This window comes from Rhodococcus sp. NyZ502 (assembly GCF_041464245.1).
GTDB lineage: Bacteria > Actinomycetota > Actinomycetes > Mycobacteriales > Mycobacteriaceae > Rhodococcus_F > Rhodococcus_F qingshengii.
In genome coordinates, this window is sequence record NZ_CP167155.1 from 1 (window position 1) to 21000 (window position 21000).

General features: G+C 62.5%; 15 protein-coding genes and 2 tRNA genes. 16 read left to right on the forward strand and 1 reads right to left on the reverse strand.

The genetic code is table 11. The annotated features are described in order from the left end of the window. Window positions 1-100: 100 nt before the first annotated feature. The 16 genes from dnaA to ACBG85_RS00080 all read left to right on the forward strand — a co-directional run bounded on the left by dnaA (window position 101) and on the right by ACBG85_RS00080 (window position 20435). Window positions 101-1663, forward strand: coding sequence for a chromosomal replication initiator protein DnaA (dnaA, locus tag ACBG85_RS00005; protein WP_003942491.1), 1563 nt, complete (start codon window positions 101-103; stop codon window positions 1661-1663). Window positions 1664-2247: 584 nt separating this feature from the next. After that, the gene (dnaN, locus tag ACBG85_RS00010; RefSeq protein ID WP_007729165.1) at window positions 2248-3432 is read left to right on the forward strand and encodes a DNA polymerase III subunit beta; all 1185 of its coding nucleotides are present in this window, start codon (window positions 2248-2250) and stop codon (window positions 3430-3432) included. A 44-nt stretch (window positions 3433-3476) separates the two neighbouring features. Next, window positions 3477-4385 carry a phosphogluconate dehydrogenase (NAD(+)-dependent, decarboxylating) gene (gnd, locus tag ACBG85_RS00015; RefSeq protein WP_042453377.1) on the forward strand — a complete coding sequence of 303 codons (909 nt, stop codon included), beginning with the start codon at window positions 3477-3479 and terminating at the stop codon, window positions 4383-4385. Next, window positions 4386-5615 (forward strand): DNA replication/repair protein RecF, encoded by a 1230-nt coding sequence (recF, locus tag ACBG85_RS00020; protein WP_007729171.1) that lies wholly within the window; start codon window positions 4386-4388, stop codon window positions 5613-5615. After that, window positions 5608-6153, forward strand: a complete 546-nt coding sequence (locus ACBG85_RS00025; protein ID WP_204855150.1) for a DUF721 family protein — start codon at window positions 5608-5610, stop codon at window positions 6151-6153. Before recF ends, ACBG85_RS00025 begins: the two co-directional genes overlap by 8 nt. 124 nt (window positions 6154-6277) lie before the next feature. Beyond that, window positions 6278-7189, forward strand: coding sequence for a metal-dependent hydrolase (locus ACBG85_RS00030; RefSeq protein WP_007729174.1), 912 nt, complete (start codon window positions 6278-6280; stop codon window positions 7187-7189). Continuing rightward, window positions 7189-8310, forward strand: a complete 1122-nt coding sequence (locus ACBG85_RS00035) for a PDR/VanB family oxidoreductase (RefSeq protein ID WP_030536717.1) — start codon at window positions 7189-7191, stop codon at window positions 8308-8310. The genes ACBG85_RS00030 and ACBG85_RS00035 overlap by 1 nt, the downstream gene beginning before the upstream one ends. A gap of 28 nt (window positions 8311-8338) precedes the next feature. Further along, window positions 8339-9262 (forward strand): alpha/beta fold hydrolase, encoded by a 924-nt coding sequence (locus ACBG85_RS00040; protein ID WP_372025744.1) that lies wholly within the window; start codon window positions 8339-8341, stop codon window positions 9260-9262. 197 nt (window positions 9263-9459) lie between these two features. Then, the gene (gene gyrB, locus ACBG85_RS00045) at window positions 9460-11496 is read left to right on the forward strand and encodes a DNA topoisomerase (ATP-hydrolyzing) subunit B (protein ID WP_218696096.1); all 2037 of its coding nucleotides are present in this window, start codon (window positions 9460-9462) and stop codon (window positions 11494-11496) included. Window positions 11497-11584: 88 nt separating this feature from the next. Further along, on the forward strand, window positions 11585-14116 hold the full coding sequence (gene gyrA, locus ACBG85_RS00050) for a DNA gyrase subunit A (RefSeq protein WP_047272672.1): 2532 nt from the start codon (window positions 11585-11587) through the stop codon (window positions 14114-14116). Continuing rightward, window positions 14116-15510: a DUF3566 domain-containing protein gene (locus ACBG85_RS00055; protein ID WP_372025746.1), complete on the forward strand. Its 1395-nt coding sequence runs from the start codon at window positions 14116-14118 to the stop codon at window positions 15508-15510. The genes gyrA and ACBG85_RS00055 overlap by 1 nt, the downstream gene beginning before the upstream one ends. Window positions 15511-15585: 75 nt before the next feature. Then, window positions 15586-15659: transfer RNA gene (locus tag ACBG85_RS00060), tRNA-Ile, on the forward strand. Window positions 15660-15835: 176 nt separating this feature from the next. Further along, window positions 15836-15908: transfer RNA gene (locus tag ACBG85_RS00065), tRNA-Ala, on the forward strand. Window positions 15909-16193: 285 nt separating this feature from the next. Further along, on the forward strand, window positions 16194-17303 hold the full coding sequence (locus ACBG85_RS00070) for a hypothetical protein (protein WP_054828211.1): 1110 nt from the start codon (window positions 16194-16196) through the stop codon (window positions 17301-17303). Window positions 17304-17365: 62 nt separating this feature from the next. Beyond that, complete coding sequence (locus ACBG85_RS00075) at window positions 17366-19030, forward strand: alpha/beta-hydrolase family protein (protein ID WP_007729186.1); 1665 nt, start codon at window positions 17366-17368, stop codon at window positions 19028-19030. 127 nt (window positions 19031-19157) lie between these two features. Then, window positions 19158-20435 (forward strand): lipase family protein, encoded by a 1278-nt coding sequence (locus tag ACBG85_RS00080; protein ID WP_341513914.1) that lies wholly within the window; start codon window positions 19158-19160, stop codon window positions 20433-20435. Window positions 20436-20492: 57 nt separating this feature from the next. Here the strand turns inward: ACBG85_RS00080 and ACBG85_RS00085 are convergent, their stop codons facing one another. Then, window positions 20493-20945: a hypothetical protein gene (locus tag ACBG85_RS00085; protein ID WP_042453366.1), complete on the reverse strand. Its 453-nt coding sequence runs from the start codon at window positions 20943-20945 to the stop codon at window positions 20493-20495. Window positions 20946-21000: the final 55 nt, after the last annotated feature.

Sequence of the window (21000 nt, forward strand, 5' to 3'; positions counted from 1 at the left end):
TCTCACCCCGGGTGGTAATCCACCGAATCATTCGACGCCGCAGCCATACGCTCGGCAGCTGCAGCACACCCACTGTCGGCGAAACACGGGAAGGAACCACGTGAACGACGATCCCAACGCGCTCGCACGGGTCTGGGTCGACGTGGTTGCAGAACTCACGAGTGATGACCCCGGAAGTAATCTTCCGGCTTTGAGCAGCAAGCAGAAGGCATTTGTCCGTCTGGTGAGGCCTCTCACACTTGCTCAGGGTTTTGCACTCCTCTCGGTTCCATCGCCATTTGCTCAAGAGACGATCGAGCGCGATCTACGCGAGCCGATCCTGCAGGCACTCGGACGCCATCTCGGCGGCCAGGTCGAGGGACTCGGTGTCCGCATCGCACTCGAAGACGATGCCGACGCACCCGCCGAACCGGTCGAGGAGCGCACGGGCAGCCGTCAGTTCGAGTCGGTCAACTCATCGGGCGCATACCGTCGTCGCAGATTCACCGAAGGCGACGGCGAACCTTCGGACTCCGAGACTGCCGAGACCGAAGAAGTCGACGACGACCGCGAAGCACTCGCGAGCGTTCACGAATCGTGGCCGTCGTACTTCACGAAGCCGCCCGCTACTCCTTCTGCTTCGGGGTCCGGCGCCAACAGCCTCAATGCGAAGTACACCTTCGACACTTTTGTGATCGGATCGTCCAACCGATTCGCTCATGCCGCTGCCGTCGCGATCGCGGAGGCGCCGGCGCGTGCGTACAACCCCTTGTTCATCTGGGGAGCTTCGGGCCTGGGCAAGACGCACCTTCTTCATGCGGCCGGCCACTACGCACAGCGACTGTTCCCCGGCATGCGGGTCAAGTACGTCTCGACCGAAGAATTCACCAACGACTTCATCAACAGTCTTCGTGACGACCGCAAGGTCGCGTTCAAGCGTCGCTACCGGGAAACGGATGTCCTGCTGGTCGACGACATCCAGTTCATCGAAGGCAAGGAAGGTATTCAGGAGGAGTTCTTCCATACCTTCAACACCTTGCACAACGCGAACAAGCAGATCGTCGTTTCCTCGGACCGTCCGCCCAAACAGTTGGCAACCCTCGAGGAGCGTCTGCGGACGCGCTTCGAATGGGGCCTGATCACCGACGTTCAGCCGCCTGAGCTCGAGACGCGTATCGCGATTCTGAGCAAGAAGGCGAGGATGGATCGCCTCGAGGTCCCGCACGACGTCCTCGAGTTGATCGCCAGCCGTATCGAGCGCAACATTCGTGAACTCGAGGGCGCGTTGATCCGCGTCACCGCTTTTGCCTCGCTCAACCGCCAGCCGTTGGATCTGACGTTGGCCGAGGTGGTCCTGCGCGATCTGATGCCCGATTCGTCGAGCCTCGAGATCAACGCGGCGACGATCATGGCGGTGACGGCCGAATACTTCAACATGTCGATCGACGACCTGTGTGGGCCGGGTAAGGCCCGGCCACTCGCTCAGGCCCGCCAGATCTCGATGTATTTGTGCCGTGAGCTCACTGATTTGTCCTTGCCGAAGATCGGTCAGACGTTCGGCCGTGACCACACGACGGTCATGTACGCCGACAAGAAGATCCGTAAGGAAATGACGGAACGCCGCAAGGTGTACGACCAGGTTCAGGAGTTGACCGCAAGGATCAAGCAGCGCTCCAAGCGTTGACCTGCACTTATTTCGATCGATGCCGCTCGAGGCAGAGGTTCCCTCGAGCGGCATCGGTGTATTCGAAGGGTTCCACGTGCGGTCCCCTCGAGGGCGGTTGGCCACCTCGAGGGACGACACGCCGGAGTCAGACACGCCGATGAGAACAAACTCTTCGTTTCTTGTGAAAAGTATTCACATCTGTGGATAAGTGTGTTGATAACTCCGAAAGTCTGTGGAGTTCTCGAGGAGGAATCCGAAAACTTTCAGAGAGTGCACAGAGGGGGTCGATTGGTCCTCGAGTCTGTCCTCGAGAAGTGCACAGGCCCTCGAGGGGACCTACCAGCGTCGACAACCGTTGCTCCACAGATTGCACAGGACTTATTACTACTACTGAGAATTTCCTAGGAAAAGCTCTTTGAAAATAGTTCTGGGGACAACTCCTGTTGAGAACCTCGCCTCAGGCTGCGCTCGCCGCGGCTTCGGCTTTCCACTTGCGCCCTCGAGGGCATACGGTGGGCATCGCTTGGTCTGTGTCAGACTTCAAGTGAGCTGATGCAGATCCGCAGCAGACGAACATGCCTACCGAGAGGAATAACCCGGCGATGGAGCTTGGAAGCCTGAAGTTTCGCGTTTCCCGGGAAGAGTTCGCTGATTCAGTAGCGTGGGTTGCTCGTAGCCTGCCCTCGAGGCCGCCCGTGCCGGTTCTCGGCGGAGTTCTTCTCGACGCAACCGAAGCCGGCCTCACCGTTTCCGGGTTCGACTACGAGGTATCCGCGCAGGTCCGTGTCTCGGCAGATGTCACAACTGCAGGTCAGGCACTCGTCTCCGGTCGCCTCCTCGCCGATATCACCAAGTCGCTTCCCAACAAGCCGGTCGATGTGACCCTCGAGGGCACTCGCGTGCTCATCTCCTGCGGAAGCGCCAAGTTCTCCCTGCCTACGATGCCGGTCGAGGACTACCCCCAGCTTCCGACGCTTCCGCAGCAGTCCGGGTCCATTCCCGTCGACCTGTTCTCCGAAGCCATCAGCCAGGTAGCCGTTGCAGCCGGCAAGGACGACACCCTTCCGATGCTCACGGGTATCCGTGTCGAGATCGAACAGAATTCGATCGTCCTCGCCGCTACCGACCGCTTCCGTCTCGCCGTGCGTGAACTCGAGTGGACTCCGGCCAATCCCGACGTCCAGGCTGCTGTTCTCATCCCGGCCAAGACTCTGTCCGAGTCCGCGAAAACGCTTGCCGGCAATGCAAATTCGCCGGTCGAGTTGGCTCTCGGTTCCGGTACGACCATCGGAAACGACGGACTCCTCGGCATCGTCAACGACGGACGCCGCACCACGACGCGCCTCCTTGACGCCGAGTTCCCGAAGTTCCGTCAGTTGCTGCCCGCTCAGCACACCGCGATGGCAACGGTCGAGGTCACGCCTCTCATCGAAGCCATCAAGCGTGTAGCACTCGTCGCCGAGCGTGGCGCACAGGTTCGCATGCAGTTCTCCGCTGACGGCCTGCTCCTCTCTGCGGGTGGCGACGACGCCGGCCGCGCGGAAGAGACGCTCAACGCGTCGTTCCAGGGCGAAGCACTCACCATTGCGTTCAACCCCGGTTACCTGATCGACGGGTTGAATTCGCTTCACAGCGAAAACGTTCTGTTCGGCTTCACCACTCCCAGCCGTCCGGCTGTTCTTCGCCCCGCGGCCGAGGAAGAGCCCACGGCAGACGAGTCCGGTAACTTCGCTGCGCCCTCGAGCGAGTACACGTACCTGCTGATGCCGGTTCGCCTTCCGGGCTGAGTGGAACCCCGCACTTCAGTTCGCGCCTGACCAGGGAGAACAGTATGAAGATCGGACTCGTAGGTCTCGGCAAGATGGGCTTCAACATGCGTGAGCGCTTGCGCGCGCATGGCCTCGAGGTGATCGGATACGACCCTCGACCGGAAGTCACCGACGTCGAGTCTCTTGCCGAACTCGCTGCTTCCCTCGAGGGACCTAGAGTCGTCTGGGTGATGGTTCCGGCCGGTGACATCACCCAGAGCACCATTGCCGAACTGGCGGATGCCCTCGAGGGCGGCGATCTGGTCATCGACGGTGGAAACTCTCGCTTCACCGACGACGCTGTCCATGCCGAGTTGTTAGGTGCCCGTGGGATCGGTTTCCTCGACTGCGGTGTCTCCGGTGGCATCTGGGGCCGTGAGAACGGCTACGGCCTGATGGTGGGCGGATCCGAGACCGACGTGGCGAAGGCAATGCCGATCTTCGACGCTCTGCGCCCCGACGGCGACGCTGCAGACGGCTTTGTCCACGCCGGCCCCGTCGGTGCTGGTCATTACGCGAAGATGGTGCACAACGGCATCGAATACGGCCTGATGCAGGCGTATGCCGAGGGGTACGAGCTCCTCGAGGCGGAAAGCCTGATCGCGGACGTTCCCGGTGTTCTCCGAGCTTGGTCGAAGGGAACCGTCGTACGTTCGTGGTTGCTCGATCTGCTTGTCGACGCCCTCGAGGAGGATCCGGAGCTTGCGCAGATCACGGGCTATACCGAGGATTCCGGTGAGGGCCGCTGGACGGTAGAGGAAGCCATCAAGCACGCTGTCCCCGCTCCCGTCATCTCCGCTGCTCTGTTCGCGAGATTTGCTTCACGACAGGATGATTCACCGGCCATGAAGGCGGTGTCGGCCTTGCGCAATCAGTTCGGTGGTCACGCCGTCAAGAGCGCCTCGCCCAAGAATTCGGCTTCTGGAAGCTAAGTGTTCGTTCGTAGATTTTCGCTGCGTGACTTCCGATCCTGGGATTCGCTGACGCTTGACCTCACGCCGGGAACAACCGTGTTCCTCGGTTCCAACGGGCACGGTAAGACGAACGTCCTCGAGTCACTCGGGTATCTGTCGACGCTGTCGTCTCATCGAGTGTCCACGGACGCACCGATGATCCGCAGCGGTTCCGCCAGTGCTTTTGCCGGTGCAACGGTGGTCAACAACGGACGCGAACTGACCATCGACGTCGAACTGATCGAGGGAAAGTCCAACCGCGCCAGGATAAATCAGTCTCCGACGCGTCGCCCACGCGAAGTGCTAGGGATTTTGCAGTCGGTGATGTTCGCGCCGGAGGATCTGTCGTTGGTACGTGGTGATCCTGGTGATCGTCGACGCTATCTCGACGAGTTGTTGACGTCGCGGATTCCCCGAATGGCTGCTGTCCGTGCGGATTACGACAAAGTGCTGCGTCAGCGCTCAGCCCTACTCAAAACTGCTGGTGCGGCTTTGCGTCGCGGTTCTCGTGGTGGTGAGTCCGACAACGTCCTCTCCACCCTCGAGGTGTGGGACGGGCATCTGGCCGCTCACGGCGCACAATTGTTGGCCGGGCGCCTCGAGTTGGTCCATGATCTGGCGCCGCATCTGGCGGAGTCGTATCGTTCCATCGCACCCGAATCCCGGCCGGCGTCGATTCGATACAAGAGCAGTCTGGGGTCCTCGTTGGATCCCGAATTCACCGATCCTGCAAGGATTTCCGGTATCGACGACGTTGCGTACCTCGAGGAGAGATTCCATCTCGAGTTGGCGCAGATGAGGTCGAAGGAAATCGATCGCGGAGTGTGTCTGGTCGGTCCGCATCGGGACGATCTGGAGCTGATTCTCGGTGACAGCCCGGCGAAAGGCTTTGCAAGCCATGGTGAATCGTGGTCTTTCGCGCTTTCGCTGCGGCTGGCAGGTTTTGCCCTGTTGCGCGCCGACGGCAGCGACCCGGTCCTGATGCTCGACGATGTCTTCGCGGAATTGGACCGTCGTCGGCGTCGTGCGCTCGCCACCGTTGCAGCCACCGCCGAACAGGTGCTGATCACGGCCGCCGTTCCCGAGGACGTACCGGACGAACTCGAGGCGGCCAAGTTCGGCGTCGAAGCCTCCGATACCGGAGACGGTCGGATATCCCGGATAGTGCCCGTAGGCTCGGCAGATCAGGAGGTCGAGTTCGATGACTGAAGACAGCAGCGCGGCCCCGGAGCCCAAGCTCAAGGGGATCGATCTGGCGCGCCGTGCCCTCGAGGAGGCACGCGCGACAGCCAAAGCCAACGGCAAGGCCGTCGGGCAGGGGCGATCGTCGCCCAAATACGGAAGTGGCCGACCGCGTCGACGCAGCGGTTGGTCCGGCCCCGGCCCGGATGCGCGGGACCCTCAGCCGTTCGGCGCTCTCACCAGCGCTATCTCCAAATCGCGTGGGTGGTCCCCCAAGGTGTCCGAGGGCACGGTCCTCGGTCGGTGGCCGCAGGTCGTCGGAGAAGACATCTCCGCGCACGCCGAGCCGATCTCTCTGAAAGAAGGTGTTCTCAGCATCTCCGCCGAGTCGACGGCGTGGGCTACCCAGTTGCGCATGATGCAGTCCCAGATTCTGGCCAAGATCGCTGCCGCCGTCGGTGACGGCGTCGTGAAGACACTGCGGATCACCGGTCCGAGTGCGCCTAGCTGGCGCAAGGGAGAAAGGCATGTGAAAGGCCGCGGACCTCGCGATACGTACGGCTGAGGAAAACTCAACCAGGCCCTGGTTCTACCTATTACTTCGTGTTACAGTTAAAACTCGCTAGTGAGTGAACTGTGTCACAAGGCTGTCGTTCCCCACCGATCGGCAGGCATGAAGGAGTAGCTAGATGTCGCAGAAGATATCGACACCCGCTTCGTCGTTCGCCGAGCCGGATCACATCCTGTTGCAGGCTCGCAATGTCGAGTTCGACTGGTCCGATCTGCCCATGCACTGGATTCCGGGCGATCCGTTCAGCACACACGTTCTCAACGTGCTTCACCTTCTCCTCCCCGCCGGTGAGGAATGGTTTGTCGAGACCTTCAAGGAAGCTCTTCCTCTGATCGAGGACGAGAAACTCCGTGAGGACGTCGTCGGATTCATCGGCCAAGAGGCGATGCACTCCAACGCGCACTCGGGTGTCCTCGTCCATCTCAAGGAAAACGGCCTCGATCCGACGCCGTACACCCAGCAGATGGAGTGGGCATTCTCGAAGCTGCTCGGACCGCGTCCGATGACGGGTCTGCGTGCCGAGAATCACCTGGTGGAGCGCTTGGCGATCATCGCGGCCATCGAACACATCACTGCTTTCCTCGGCGACTGGGTGCTCAACGCCAAGGGACTGGACAAAGCCGGCATGCACCCGACCATGCTTGATCTCCTTCGCTGGCACGGCGCCGAAGAAGTCGAACACCGAGCCGTCGCGTACGACGTTATGCGCTACTTCGACAAGCGTGAGACCCGCCGGATCCGTACCCAGATCCTCGTCACGCCCGCAATCGTGTGGCTGTGGATTCGCGGTACCCGGTTCTTGATGCGCAACGATCCCGAGCTTGCCGCTCAGGCTCCCAGCCGTCGACGCCCCCACCTGTCCGATTTCATCGCGGCCGGAAAGCGTGGCACAGTTCCCACGTCGTTCGAGCTGGTCAAGCGGATGTCGACGTACTTCAGCAAGTCCTATCACCCCAGTAACGAGGGCTCGACCGCCCAGGCGGTGCAGTACCTGGCGTCGTCACCCGCAGCTCAGGCGGCTGCACGGTGATTTCACTCTCGAGGGTCAAGGACGTCATCTCCGGGCACGACGGGTTGCCGCGTTTTCCGGCGCCACCCGATTTGTCCGGAAAGAACCGTCCCGACCGTGCCATGCGCATCACGGAGTTGTTGGCGGACAAGTACCTTCGGGTGTTGACGGCCTACGACTACAACCCCGAGATCGCTGGCCACAACCCCGACACGGCCATGAACATGGTGGTCAGTACGCGTGAGGTGGTGGCGACTGACGAGAACGTCGTTCGCCTGCGCTTCGAATCCGCGGACGGCTCACCGATTCCGCCGTGGCATCCGGGTTCGCACCTGGACTTCCATCTACCTTCGGGTCTGCGGCGTCAGTATTCGCTGTGCGGCGACCCTGCCGATCGCACGGGGTACAGCGTCGCGGTGCGCCGGATCCCCGACGGCGGTGGCGGTTCCATCGAGATGCACGCTCTCCAGCCCGGTGAGCACGTCACGGTACGCGGACCACGCAACGGCTTCCCGTTTGTCGGAGAAGGCAGCGCGTTGTTCGTCGCCGGCGGCATCGGTATCACGCCGATCATCGCAATGGTCCGTGCGGCAAGAGAATTGGGGATGGACTGGTACTTCGTGTACTCGGGCCGCTCTCGTGAATCCATGCCGTTCCTCGACGAGATCGCAACCTGGGAACCTGAGCGTGTCTTCGTGCGCCCGGACGACGAGTTCGGATTGCCCACCACCACAGACCTTCTCGGACGAGCGCCGGTCGGCGGCGCCGTGTACTGCTGTGGCCCGACGCCGATGCTCGATGCCGTCCGCCGCGGTTTCCGCGATACACCCTCCACCGCTTTGCATTTCGAGCGGTTCGGGGCTCCGCCGGTGATCGACGGCAAGGAATTCGAAGTGCAGCTTGTCAATTCGGGACAGGTGCTCACCGTGCCCGCCGACGAGTCCGCGCTCGACGTCATCAAGAAGACATTGCCCGGTGTCGGGTACTCGTGTCAGCAGGGTTTCTGCGGAACCTGTCGTGTGAAGGTGCTCGCGGGTAAACCCGATCACCGCGAAAGGCGTCTGACCGACACCGAACAGGAAACGGAGATGCTCATCTGCGTATCCCGTTCCGACGGTGGACGTCTCGTTCTCGATCTCTAGATATTTCCCGACTCCGAAGGGTTCGACAATGTCGAAGCACTCTCCTGTCCATGCCGTGACCGCGCGTCGCGTGACCAACGGTTCCGTCAGCCTGGCCGTGTTCGAGCAGGGCAAGGCGGACGGCGAGACCATCGTCCTGGTGCATGGTTGGCCCGACACCCATGAACTGTGGAACCGCATCGTGCCTTTGCTGGCAGACGACTTCCGCGTCGTCAGCTACGACAGCCGCGGGGCCGGTGAGAGCACAATCCCCTCGAGGGTGCAGGACTACCAACTGAGCGCACTGGCCGGCGATCTTTTTGCCGTCATCGACGCGGTCAGCCCGGGCAAGCCGGTGCACGTCCTCGCGCACGACTGGGGATCCGTCGAAACGTGGGAAGCGGTCTGCGAGCCGGGTGCCGAAGAGAAGATCGCGTCGTTCTCGTCCATCTCGGGCCCCAATCTCGATCATCTCGGCAAGTGGATCCGGGCGAGCGCGTCCAAGCGTCGTTTCCTCGGCCCGGCGGCGCAGGGAATTGCGTCGGCCTACACCGTTCTGTTCCAGATTCCCGGCCTGTGCACCCTTCCGTTGCGTCTGTGGTTCTCCAAGCACTGGCCGGCATTTCTGGGCTTCTTCGACGGTCTGGACCCCCGTGTGGTCAACACCGCGCCCACCATCGCCGCCGACATGGTGAACGGACTCAAGCTTTATCGCGCGAACATCCGGCCGTCTCTCGGCAAGCCGCGGGATCGGTACACGGACGTGCCTGTTCAGCTCATTCTGAACAAGTACGACAAAGCCGTTCGTCCGGTGGGATACGAAGACACCGAAAAATGGGTCTCCGACCTGCAGCGACGCGAAATTGCCGCGGGACACTGGTCGCCGTTTTCACATCCGGGCGAAGTTGCCGAACATGCGCGGGCATTTATCGCGAGCCTGAGAGAGCGTCGCTCGGAGAAGCAAAGTTCCTAGCGTTTCACCTTCCGGGGATCGTAAAAATTCGTCTGCGGCGCAGCCAGGGGTGTCATTGGCCGCTTCTAGTCGGTGCTTACCAGTAAGATGGTCAACGGTAACTAGCGGCAACATTCTCGAACCCGCTCCGACGACACCCGCAAGGGCTTGCTGACGGCTGCGCTCGAGTATTGACGGAGAAGGAGAGCTACCCACCCGTGGCTGCCCAGAAGTCAGATACAAGCACTTCCAGCAAGGACTACAACGCGTCGTCCATCACCGTCCTCGAAGGACTCGAGGCGGTACGTAAGCGTCCAGGCATGTACATCGGTTCCACCGGTGAACGCGGTCTGCACCACCTCATTTGGGAGGTCGTCGACAACTCGGTCGACGAGGCGATGGCCGGACACGCCACCAAGGTCGAGGTCACCCTCCTCGAAGACGGCGGAATCCGCGTCATCGACGACGGCCGTGGCATCCCGGTCGGCATGCACGCCTCCGGAGTACCCACCGTCGAGGTCGTGCTGACCCAGCTGCACGCCGGCGGCAAGTTCGACTCCGACTCCTACGCCGTCTCCGGTGGTCTGCACGGCGTCGGCATCTCGGTGGTCAACGCGCTCTCGACCCGGCTCGACGTCGACATCAAGGTCGACGGCTACCGGTGGCAGCAGACGTACACCGATTCCAAGCCGGGAGAGCTCGTACAGGGCGACCCGACGACGGAGACCGGCACCACCGTCAGTTTCTGGGCCGATCCCGAGATCTTCGAGACCACCCGCTACAACTTCGAGACCGTTGCGCGTCGTCTGCAGGAAATGGCCTTCCTCAACAAGGGCCTGACCATCACGCTGACCGACGAGCGCGCCGAGGTCATCGACGACGAAGCTGCCGAGGTGGCCGAGGCTCCCAAGTCTGCTGCCGAAGAAGCCGAAGAAGCTGCTCAGGCAGCGCCGCGAAAGTCCAAGACCCGTATCTACCACTACCCCGGTGGACTCGAGGACTACGTCCGGCACATCAACAAGAGCAAGACCCCGATCCACAACTCGGTCGTCGGATTCACCGCCAAGGGCACCGGCCACGAGCTCGAGGTCGCAATGCAGTGGAACTCCGGCTACTCGGAGTCCGTGCACACCTTCGCCAACACGATCAACACCCACGAGGGTGGTACCCACGAAGAGGGCTTCCGCGCCGCACTGACCGCAACGGTCAACAAGTACGCGCTCGAAAAGAAGCTGCTCAAGGACAAAGATCCCAAGCTCACCGGTGACGACATCCGTGAAGGACTCGCGGCCATCATCTCGGTGAAGGTCGGTGAACCCCAGTTCGAGGGTCAGACCAAGACCAAGCTCGGCAATACCGAGGTCAAGTCCTTCGTGCAGAAGGCGTGCAACGAGCACCTCGCGCACTGGTTCGAGGCGAACCCCGCCGACGCGAAAACCATTGTGAACAAGGCTGTTTCGTCGGCGCAGGCCCGCGTCGCCGCACGTAAGGCGCGTGAGCTGGTCCGTCGTAAGAGTGCGACCGACCTCGGTGGCCTGCCAGGCAAGCTCGCCGATTGCCGCTCCAACGATCCGGAGAAGTCCGAGATCTACATCGTGGAGGGCGACTCCGCAGGCGGCTCGGCCAAGTCCGGCCGAGACTCGATGTACCAGGCGATCCTCCCGCTTCGCGGAAAGATCATCAACGTCGAGAAGGCGCGTATCGATCGCGTCCTCAAGAACACCGAAGTCCAGTCGATCATCACCGCGTTCGGCACGGGCATCCACGACGAGTTCGACATCGCCAAGCTGCGCTATCACAAGATCGTGCTCATGGCCGACGCCGACGTCGACGGTCAGCACATCGCAACGCTGCTGCTCACGCTGCTGTTCCGCTTCATGCGGCCGCTCGTCGAGCACGGCAAGGTCTACCTCGCGCAGCCGCCGCTGTACAAGCTCAAGTGGCAGAAGGGTGCGCAGCCGGAATTCGCGTACTCCGACCGCGAGCGCGACGCGATGGTCAAGGCCGGCCTCGAGTCCGGCAAGAAGATCAACAAGGACGACGGCATCCAGCGCTACAAAGGCCTCGGCGAGATGAACGCCAAGGAGCTGTGGGAAACCACGATGGACCCGACGGTGCGCGTTCTGCGTCTCGTCACGCTCGACGACGCGGCTGCTGCCGACGAGCTGTTCAGCGTGCTGATGGGCGAAGACGTCGAAGCACGACGCAGCTTCATCACCCGCAATGCCCGGGACGTTCGTTTCCTCGACGTGTAGGGCCTGCAGCCCTGTGCGCGGTTGAGGAGTCCCCGGACTCCCTTTCCGCGCACAGGGGCTTGCCCCCCTCTTTTAAGAAAGTGAGCTCATGACCGACACCACGTTGCCACCGGACGGTCCACAACACGACCGGATCGAACCGGTCGACATCCAGCAGGAAATGCAGAACAGCTACATCGACTACGCCATGAGCGTCATCGTCGGTCGCGCTCTGCCGGATGTCCGCGACGGACTCAAGCCGGTGCACCGCCGCGTGCTCTACGCGATGTACGACAACGGATATCGTCCGGACCGCGGATACGTGAAGTCTGCCCGACCGGTCGCCGAGACCATGGGTAACTACCACCCCCACGGCGACTCCTCGATCTACGACACGTTGGTTCGTATGGCCCAGCCGTGGTCGCTGCGTTACCCGCTAGTCGACGGTCAGGGAAACTTCGGCTCCCGCGGCAACGACGGCGCAGCCGCCATGCGTTACACCGAGTGCAGGCTCACGCCGCTCGCGATGGAAATGCTGCGCGAAATCGACCACGAGACAGTCGATTTCACCCCGAACTACGACGGCAAGACGCAGGAACCGACGGTTCTGCCCAGCCGTATCCCGAACCTGCTGATCAACGGTTCCAACGGCATCGCCGTCGGTATGGCCACCAACATTCCGCCGCACAACCTGCGTGAAGTTGCCGAGGCCATCTACTGGGCGCTCGACAACTTCGAAGCGGACGAGGAAGCCACCCTCGCGGCCGTCATGGAGCGCATCAAGGGACCCGACTTCCCCACGCACGGGCTCATCGTCGGTGGACAGGGCATCCAGGACGCCTACACCACCGGCCGTGGCTCCGTTCGTATGCGCGGCGTCGTCGAGATCGAAGAAGATGCCAAGGGCCGCACCACAATCGTCATCACCGAGCTGCCCTACCAGGTCAACCCGGACAACCTGATCACCTCCATCGCGGAGCAGGTTCGTGACGCCAAGATCGGTGGCATCTCCGACATCCACGACGAGTCCTCGGACCGCGTCGGCATGCGCATCGTCGTCACCGTCAAGCGTGACGCCGTTGCCAAGGTCGTGCTGAACAACCTTTACAAGCACACCCAGCTGCAGACCAGCTTCGGCTGCAACATGCTCTCCATCGTCGACGGAGTGCCGCGCACGCTGCGCCTCGACCAGATGATCCGTCTGTACACGGCGCATCAGCTCGAGGTCATCGTTCGTCGTACCAGGTACCTGCTTCGCAAGGCACAGGAGCGCGCCCACATCCTGCGCGGTCTGGTCAAGGCCCTCGACGCTCTGGACGAGGTCATCGCCTTGATCCGTGCGTCGCAGACCGTCGACATCGCTCGCGCCGGATTGATGGAACTCCTCGACGTCGACGAGATCCAGGCCGATGCCATCCTCGGCATGCAGCTGCGTCGTCTGGCCGCCCTCGAGCGTCAGAAGATCGTCGACGAGTTGGCCGAGATCGAACTCGAAATCGCGGACCTCGAAGACATTCTGGCTCGCCCGGAGCGTCAGCGCGCGATCGTTCGTGACGAGCTCAAGGAAATCGTCGACAAGTACGGCGACGACCGTCGTACCCGCATCATCGCCGCCGACGGAGACGTCAACGACGAGGATCTGATCGCCCGCGAAGACGTCGTCGTCACGATCACCGAGACCGGTTACGCCAAGCGCACCAAGACCGACCTGTACCGCTCGCAGAAGCGCGGCGGCAAGGGTGTTCAGGGTGCCGGCCTCAAGCAGGACGACATCGTCTCGCACTTCTTCGTCACGTCGACGCACGACTGGCTGCTGTTCTTCACCACGAAGGGCCGCGTCTACCGCGCCAAGGCTTACGAACTGCCCGAGGCGAGCCGTACAGCTCGCGGTCAGCACGTTGCCAACCTGCTGGCATTCCAGCCGGACGAACGCATCCAGTCCGTCATCCAGATCAAGACGTACGAAGACGCGCCTTACCTGGTGCTCGCCACTCGCAACGGTTTGGTCAAGAAGTCCAAGCTCACCGACTTCGATTCCAACCGCAGCGGTGGCATCGTCGCCATCAACCTGCGCGGTGAAGACGAACTGGTCGGCGCTGTCCTCTGCTCCGCCGAAGACGACCTCCTTCTCGTCTCGGCACAGGGCCAGTCGATCCGCTTCTCGGCCACCGACGAGGCACTGCGTCCGATGGGCCGCGCCACTTCCGGTGTCCAGGGCATGCGTTTCAACGGTGACGACGAGCTGCTCTCGCTCAACGTCGTTCGTGAAGGAACGTTCCTCCTGGTCGCCACGTCGGGCGGTTACTCCAAGCGAACCGGCATGGAGGACTACCCGGTGCAGGGTCGCGGCGGCAAGGGCGTGCTCACGATTCAGTACGACAAGAAACGTGGCACTCTGGTCGGTGCGCTCATCGTCGACGACGACGACGAGCTGTACGCGATCACCTCGGGCGGCGGCGTCATCAGGACGGCTGCCAAGCAGGTTCGTAAGGCGGGACGCCAGACCAAGGGCGTGCGTCTGATGAACCTCGGCGAAGGCGACACACTGCTCGCGATTGCGCGCAACGCCGACGAGCCCGAAGAGCTCGCTGCAGAGACCACCGACAACGCAGACAATGCCGATGGAGCTAAGGAGTCCTAGTGAGCACTCCCAACCAGCCGGGCAGTGACCAGAAGAGCGAAAGCACTTCAGGTTCGACGCCACCGAAGCCGGAGCAGGCAACTGCTCCGGCGGGGCCGCAGACCTCGAAACCTGCAGCTCCAGCGGACGGCGGACCCAAAGCTTCTGAGGCAGCTCCGGCGCCCAAGGCACCGGAGCCGCCTCGCGGCCCGTCGGCTCAGAAGCCGGCGGGTGGGGCTTCCGACGCCGCGGGTGCGGCCAAGGGTCAGGCTCCTTCCGCTCCTTCTGTGGCTCCGGCTGCGCCGGTAACTCCGGCAAAGGGTGACGGTCAGGCTCCGCCGCAACCGGTTGCCAATCAGGCTCGTGGCAGCCAGGCGCCGCCGTGGCAACGCGGACCCCAGCCGTCGGGTCAGCCGCAGGGGCAGCCAGCTCAGAACCCCGCTGCTCAGAACCCGGCGTCCAAGGCCCCGGCGTCGAAGGCTCAGCCACCGCAGAATCAGGCTCCGCAAAGTCAGCCGCAGACCAACATCACGCGCCCAGCCGGCGCTGGTGCTCCTGCGGGTCGACCGGCAGCTCCTGCCGGGGGTAAGCCGCCTGCGGGTCCGCAGCGTCCTGCAGCGGCAGGCCCTGCGCAGGGTGGTCCGGTGCAGGGTGGTCCGGCCAAAAACCCCGCGCAGGGTGGTGCGCCGAAGGGACAGCCGCAATCGGGTCGTCCCGCTGCCGGTGCACAGACGGGTCGTCCTGCCGGCAACCCGTCGGCACGTCCCGTCGTGACGGGAACGGCGGCTGCCGCAGCTACCGGTGGCGTCGCCGGCGCGGCAGCAGCCAAGGCTGTTACACCCTCGGGCACAAATCCCAAGGCTGCAAACGCCACGGTCGCCAATCCCACGGTCGCTAATCCGAAAGCAAAAGCCGCCGCGATCGACGGGCCGACTCGGCACATCGATCGCAAGGATCTACCAAAGGACATGCCTGACCTCTCCGAGGCCAAGCATCCGTTGCCTGCTGCGGTGAAGGGTGAGAAAACTCACGCCGTATCGGCTTCGGTCGTGGACGGTGCGCCGCTGCGCGCAACGGTCCAGATCCGTCGTATCGACCCGTGGTCCACGCTCAAGATCACATCCGTGATCTCGGTGTCGCTGTTCTTCGTGTGGATGGTGGCCGTCGGACTGCTCTACGTCGTTCTCGACGGCATGGGCGTCTGGGATCGCCTGAACAACGCGTTCACCGACATCGTTGCCGACGGCGGCTCCGACGGTCTGGTGACGGCCGGCCAGGTGTTCGGCTACGCCGCGCTGATCGGCATCGCGAACATGGTGCTTTTCACGGCACTCGTCACGATCGGATCGTTCATCTACAACCTCTGCAGCGACCTGGTTGGCGGCGTAGAGGTAACTCTCGCCGACCGCGACTGACCTGCGAAAACATTGCTCCGCCGGGCCCGTTTTGGTGTCAGCGGCCCGGTGGGGTAATCTTTGGAATCGGTTCAGGGGCCTATAGCTCAGGTGGTTAGAGCGCTTTACTGATAATGAAGAGGTCGGAGGTTCAAGTCCTCCTAGGCCCACTCCCATGTGCCGAAGAAGGGTTGCTGGAATGAAGGTTTTCCTGCTTGTCGGGGCCGGAATTCTGGTAGCTCTCGGGGTCACCAAGCTGATCAAAAGTCAGCGCGGAGACAAGGTTTGGCACGATTTGGAAACAGGATAGAACCTAGGTACTCTGACTCCGGTCAGAAAACCGAACGGGGCCTTAGCTCAGTTGGTAGAGCGCTGCCTTTGCAAGGCAGATGTCAGGAGTTCGAATCTCCTAGGCTCCACAGTAAGAAAACACCCTCCCGGGATCCGGGAGGGTGTTTTTGTATGCCGATGTACCCGATCTCTGCTCGCCCCGGCCGGTGCCCGACTTGCCCGACTTGTGTGCCCCCGTTTTTGAGCGAACGGCACTTTCGGCGCACTGAAGGCGATGAACATGCCGTTCGCTCGGAGTGGGGTGGCCAGAACCGCGCCCACTATGGACCGTTCGTCCCGAATTCTCCGGAAAGTCTAGTGGTCATAACCAGCCGGGCGTAGCGTGAGGAGAACCCAATTTCAGGAGGTTCGTAGTGCTTCACAACGACATTCCCAGCCACGGTGAAATTGCCGCACTCGCGGAGGTGGAAGGGCCCACCTGCATCACCATCGTGACTCCGACTGAAGATGCGCCGCAGGATTACGACAAAGCGCGCATAGCCTTCAAGGACCAGGTCCGCTCGGCACTCGCATCGGTGGAGGATCCGGCCGAGCGCAAGCAGTTCGAGGCCGAATACGCAGAGCTCGACGACGACGACGATTTCTGGCGCTTCCAGTCGCGCTCATTGGTCACGTACGCGACGCCGGACCGTCTGGTGACCTTCCGCCTCCCCAACCGTCTGCAGGCGCTCGAAACGGTCAGCGATCGGTTTCATCTCAAGCCACTGCTCCGTTCGGTGACGTTCCCCCAGACGGCGTTTGTTCTCGCTCTGGCAGAGGGTTCGGTGCGACTGATCGAGATCGCTGCCGATCAGCCGGCCGACGAGGTTCGTGTTCAGGGAATGCCGAAGAACGCTGCGGATCACGCGGGCAAGTCGTCAATCAACAGCCGTACCGAAGCGGGTCGGTTGTCGGGGTCGGACAGCCGAAAGTTGCGCGTCAATCAGTACGCCCGCGCAGTCGATCACGAGGTCCGCGGTGTGCTCGCCGGCCGTGACGTCCCCTTGATTCTGGCCGCTGCGGAACCCATCGCGTCGGTGTATCGCTCCGTGAATTCGTACCGCCACCTGGTCGACAAAACCGTCGAGGGAAACCCGGAAGCCTTGTCGACGCAGGAAGTGGCGGACGGTTCGCGTCCGGCGCTCGACGACTTCCATGCCGAGCAGCTGGCGGCGGTGCGGGACACCTTCAATGTGCGCACGGAACAGGGACGCACTCAGACGGACGTCGCCGACGTGGCAACAGCCGCGACGTACGGACAGGTCGACACCGTTTTCATCGACATAGATTCCGTCGTACCCGGAAGTCTCGATCCCCAGACGGGCGCTCTCACGACCGGTGAGTCGACTAACGGAAGCACCTACGGGGTCGTCGACGAGATCGCTCGTCGTGCGCTCCTGACGGGTGCGCGGGTGCTCGCTGTTCGCGCGGAGGACATTCCGGGCGGCGGCGCAGTTGCCGCGATTTTGCGCTTCGCCCCGTAAACAGACTGGACGCGTGTGCGCCTCGTGACCTGATTCGGGCACGGGGCGCATACGATTCCGGCATGAAACGTGTGTGGGAACGGCTGCGCCTCTATTGCAAGACGCTGCACCCGGTCGGGCTTGCCTTTGCTTTGGTCTTCTTCACCTGGTCGATGAGTCCGTCCCTGTTGCCGCGCGCGTGGTACCTGCAGGGCGTTGCGACGGGCATCTCGCTCGCCATGGGATACGGCGTCGGCGTGACGGTTGCCTGGATGATCCGCAAGTGCGGCGTCGAACCGCAGTGGTCGGATCGCACCAAGAAGATCGGCTGGCGAATCCTGTTGGTCGCGGCCGTCATTCTGGTGCCGACGTTCTTGGTCCTCGGTTCGTGGTGGCAGCAGATCGTTCGCGATCTCGTGGAAGCTCCACGCACCAATCAAGCGAATTATCTTCTGGTGCTGATGATTTCGCTCGGAATCTGGTTCATCCTGCTCGAGGCAGGCCGTGGTCTTCGGTTCACCACCAACAAGCTCACCGCCGTCGCACTACGGTTCGTTCCCCTCGAGGCGGCGAAGGTCGGCAGCTTGATCGTCATCTTCGCCCTCGGCATCTTCATCGTGAACGGTGCGCTGTACAACGGGCTGATCGCCTTCGCGAACTGGAGTTTCTCCGGTGCGGATCACGAAACACCGGACGGCATCGAACAGCCCATGATTGCAGAGCGCAGCGGTTCGCCGATGTCCGCCGAGGCTTGGGATTCTCTCGGCCAGGAGGGGCGCACCTTCATGGGTAGCGGTCCCACCGCAGCCGAGATCTCTGCATTGACCGGACGTGAAGCGAAGCAACCGATCCGGGTGTATGCCGGACGTGAATCCTCGGACTCGATCAACGGTGTCGCACAGCGGGTCGTCGACGAGTTGGAGCGCACCGGCGGATTCGACCGCGGAACTCTCGCAGTTGTCACGACCACCGGTCGCGGTTGGGTGAACGAGGACGTCGCGTCGGCGTTCGAGTACGTCGAGGGCGGGGACACGGCGATCGCGTCGATGCAGTACTCGTTCCTTCCGAGTCCGTTGGCCTTCATCGCCGACCGTGAGACGCCGATGATCGCCGGCCGCGCGCTGTTCAACGCGGTCTACGCCAAGTGGATCGACTTGCCCGTTGAGACGCGACCCGAACTGGTTGTCTTCGGTGAGAGCCTCGGCTCCTACGGTGGCCAGGCCGCATTCGCCGGCGCTCAGGACATGATGACGCGCGTCGACGGCGCACTGTGGGTCGGAACCCCCAACTTCACTGCTCAGTGGCAGGAAATCACGGACAGTCGTGACTCGGGCTCACCGGAGATTCTGCCGGTGATCGACGGTGGCCAGGCAATTCGGTTTGCCGGTGATCCGGAAGATCTGGAGCTGAAGTCGGACTGGGACGACGATCGCATCGTGTACTGGCAGCACGCCAGCGACCCGATCACGTGGTGGTCCTTCGACCTGCTGCTCAACAAGCCGGATTGGCTCAAGGAACCGCTGGGTCGCGACGTGGATCCGGGAATGACATGGGTTCCTCTCGTGACCTTCTGGCAGGTAACCCTCGACATGGTCTTCTCGGCTGACGTCCCGTCCGGGCACGGTCACAATTACGGCGAGGATGCAGCGGACATGTGGGCCAAGATCCTGCACCCCGAGGCCTGGACCTCGGCTGATACCGACAAGCTTCGTGCGCTGCTGACCACCAATCTGGAGCCCACGAAGTAGTCGTAAACGGTTGTAATTCAGCCTGTTAAGGCGAGAACCTCACGAAAAAGTGTTACGTGAGGTATGTGTTACTCTGCGTTCGCTGTGTGCCAAGCCACAGCGCAAGCGAACGTGGGGAGATCGAAACGTGAAGAGCAGAGCATGGTGGGCGGCAGGGGTCTCCGTCGCGGCACTGGTCATGGGTGCTGTGACGGCCCCTGCCGCAACGGCGGGGCCGGCGGATTTCTACACGCCGCCGGTCGAGCTTCCGGCAGGTGCCAACGGAGATCTCATCAAGAGTGAGCCGTCGCCACTGCTGCTGAGCGTGCCCGGATCGAACGGTGCGTGGCCGGCAACCGCCACCAAGATCATGTACCGAAGCGAGGACGCCAAGGGCGCCCCCGTTGCCGTGACGGGCACCTATCTCGAACCGTCGAACCCGTGGACCGGGCAGGGGGCGCGTCCACTGGTTGCCGCAGCGGTAGGAACGCATGGGCAGGGCGATCAATGCGCACCATCCAAGCTGTTCAACACCGGTATCGAGTACCAGTTCCCGACGGACGTCATGGTCGGCTACGAGTTCATCTGGGTGAACACGTTGCTGCTCAACGGCATTGCCGTCGTCGTCACCGATTACGAGGGCCTCGGAACTCCGGGCGATCACACCTACGTCAACCGTGAAGCCGAAGCACACGCGGTTCTGGACTCGGTGCGAGCCGCTCAGCAACTCCCGAACACGAGCATTCCCGCCGACGGCCCCATCGGACTGTGGGGTTACTCGCAAGGTGGTGGAGCTGCCGCTGCCGCAACGGAATTGAAGCCGTCGTATGCTCCCGAGCTTGATCTCAAGGGCACGTATGCAGGCGCTCCGCCCGCCGATCTGGCGGCGACGCTGCAGCAGGTCGACGGCACGTTCCTCACCGGAGTGATCGGATACGCGCTCAACGGGATCCTTGCCCAGTACCCCGAGGTTCAGCCGCTGCTCGACGCCGAGATCAACGATCGCGGCCGACAGATGTTGGCCGCCACCAAGAACCAGTGCGTCGCCGAAAGTGGATTGCAGTTCGGCTTCCAGCAGTCGTCGAGCTTCACCAATTCCGGTGAATCACTCTCCGCAGTTCTGGCGCGTCTACCCATGGCGCAGGCAATCCTCGATGAGCAGAAGATCGGCAAGCTGACGCCGGAGTCGCCCGTGCTCATTCAGCATGGCCGCTCCGACGACATCGTTCCGTTCGGCCAGGGACAGCAACTGGCGCGAGACTGGTGCGGCAAGGGCGCGACGGTGCAGTTCTCCGTCAACGAACTGCCCCCGATCATTCCGGGACTGGCAATCAATCACGCGACGCCGTACCTGGTGGGTACCCCCGAATCCGTCGGATACATGATCGATCGCTTCAACAACGTCCCGGCACCGTCCAACTGCTGAACGTGAACATCGAAAAGCCCCGGAACACAATCTGTTCCGGGGCTTTTCGTATCTCGACTAAGCGGTCTTCTCGGCCGAGTTCTCCTCGAGGCGAGGGGGTGCGGAAGCGACCGGCGGATGCTCGCGTCGGCGGCTCTTGAAGAACACCGCGCCACCGATCACCGCGACACCGGCGATGACGAACACGGTGACGCGCTTGCGACCGCGAGGCTTCTCGGTGCGTTCCGCGGACTTCGTGGGGATAGCCTTTGCGCGCTCGACGCCCTTCTTGGCGAGGACTTTGCCCTGACGGCCCAGGAACAACCCGACCTGCCCAGCGCCGCGAGCGACCGACGTCGCGACCACCGCGGCGATACGGCGAGCGTTGTCGGCTGCCTCGGACTCCTTGATGCGAGCCGCTGTCTCTTCGAGGTAGGCGGCAGTCTCGTCGAAGGTGTCCTCGACGCGGGCGCGCGCGTGATCGAAGGTGTCGGGCAACTGCGTGCTGAGGGACTCGGTCACTCGTGTCATGACTTCACTTTGCCACAAGGGCTGTACCGGGGTAGGTCGGTCGCAGATCGGACTT

Bases quoted from the DNA above. Each gene is read 5' to 3' on its own strand.
- ACBG85_RS00075 (WP_007729186.1), top strand. From the start codon at position 17,366: ATGAAACGTGTGTGGGAACGGCTGCGCCTCTATTGCAAGACGCTGCAC.
- ACBG85_RS00085 (WP_042453366.1), bottom strand. From the start codon at position 20,945: ATGACACGAGTGACCGAGTCCCTCAGCACGCAGTTGCCCGACACCTTC.
- gyrA (WP_047272672.1), top strand. From the start codon at position 11,585: ATGACCGACACCACGTTGCCACCGGACGGTCCACAACACGACCGGATC.
- ACBG85_RS00030 (WP_007729174.1), top strand. From the start codon at position 6,278: ATGTCGCAGAAGATATCGACACCCGCTTCGTCGTTCGCCGAGCCGGAT.
- gnd (WP_042453377.1), top strand. From the start codon at position 3,477: ATGAAGATCGGACTCGTAGGTCTCGGCAAGATGGGCTTCAACATGCGT.
- dnaN (WP_007729165.1), top strand. From the start codon at position 2,248: ATGGAGCTTGGAAGCCTGAAGTTTCGCGTTTCCCGGGAAGAGTTCGCT.
- ACBG85_RS00040 (WP_372025744.1), top strand. From the start codon at position 8,339: ATGTCGAAGCACTCTCCTGTCCATGCCGTGACCGCGCGTCGCGTGACC.
- ACBG85_RS00025 (WP_204855150.1), top strand. From the start codon at position 5,608: ATGACTGAAGACAGCAGCGCGGCCCCGGAGCCCAAGCTCAAGGGGATC.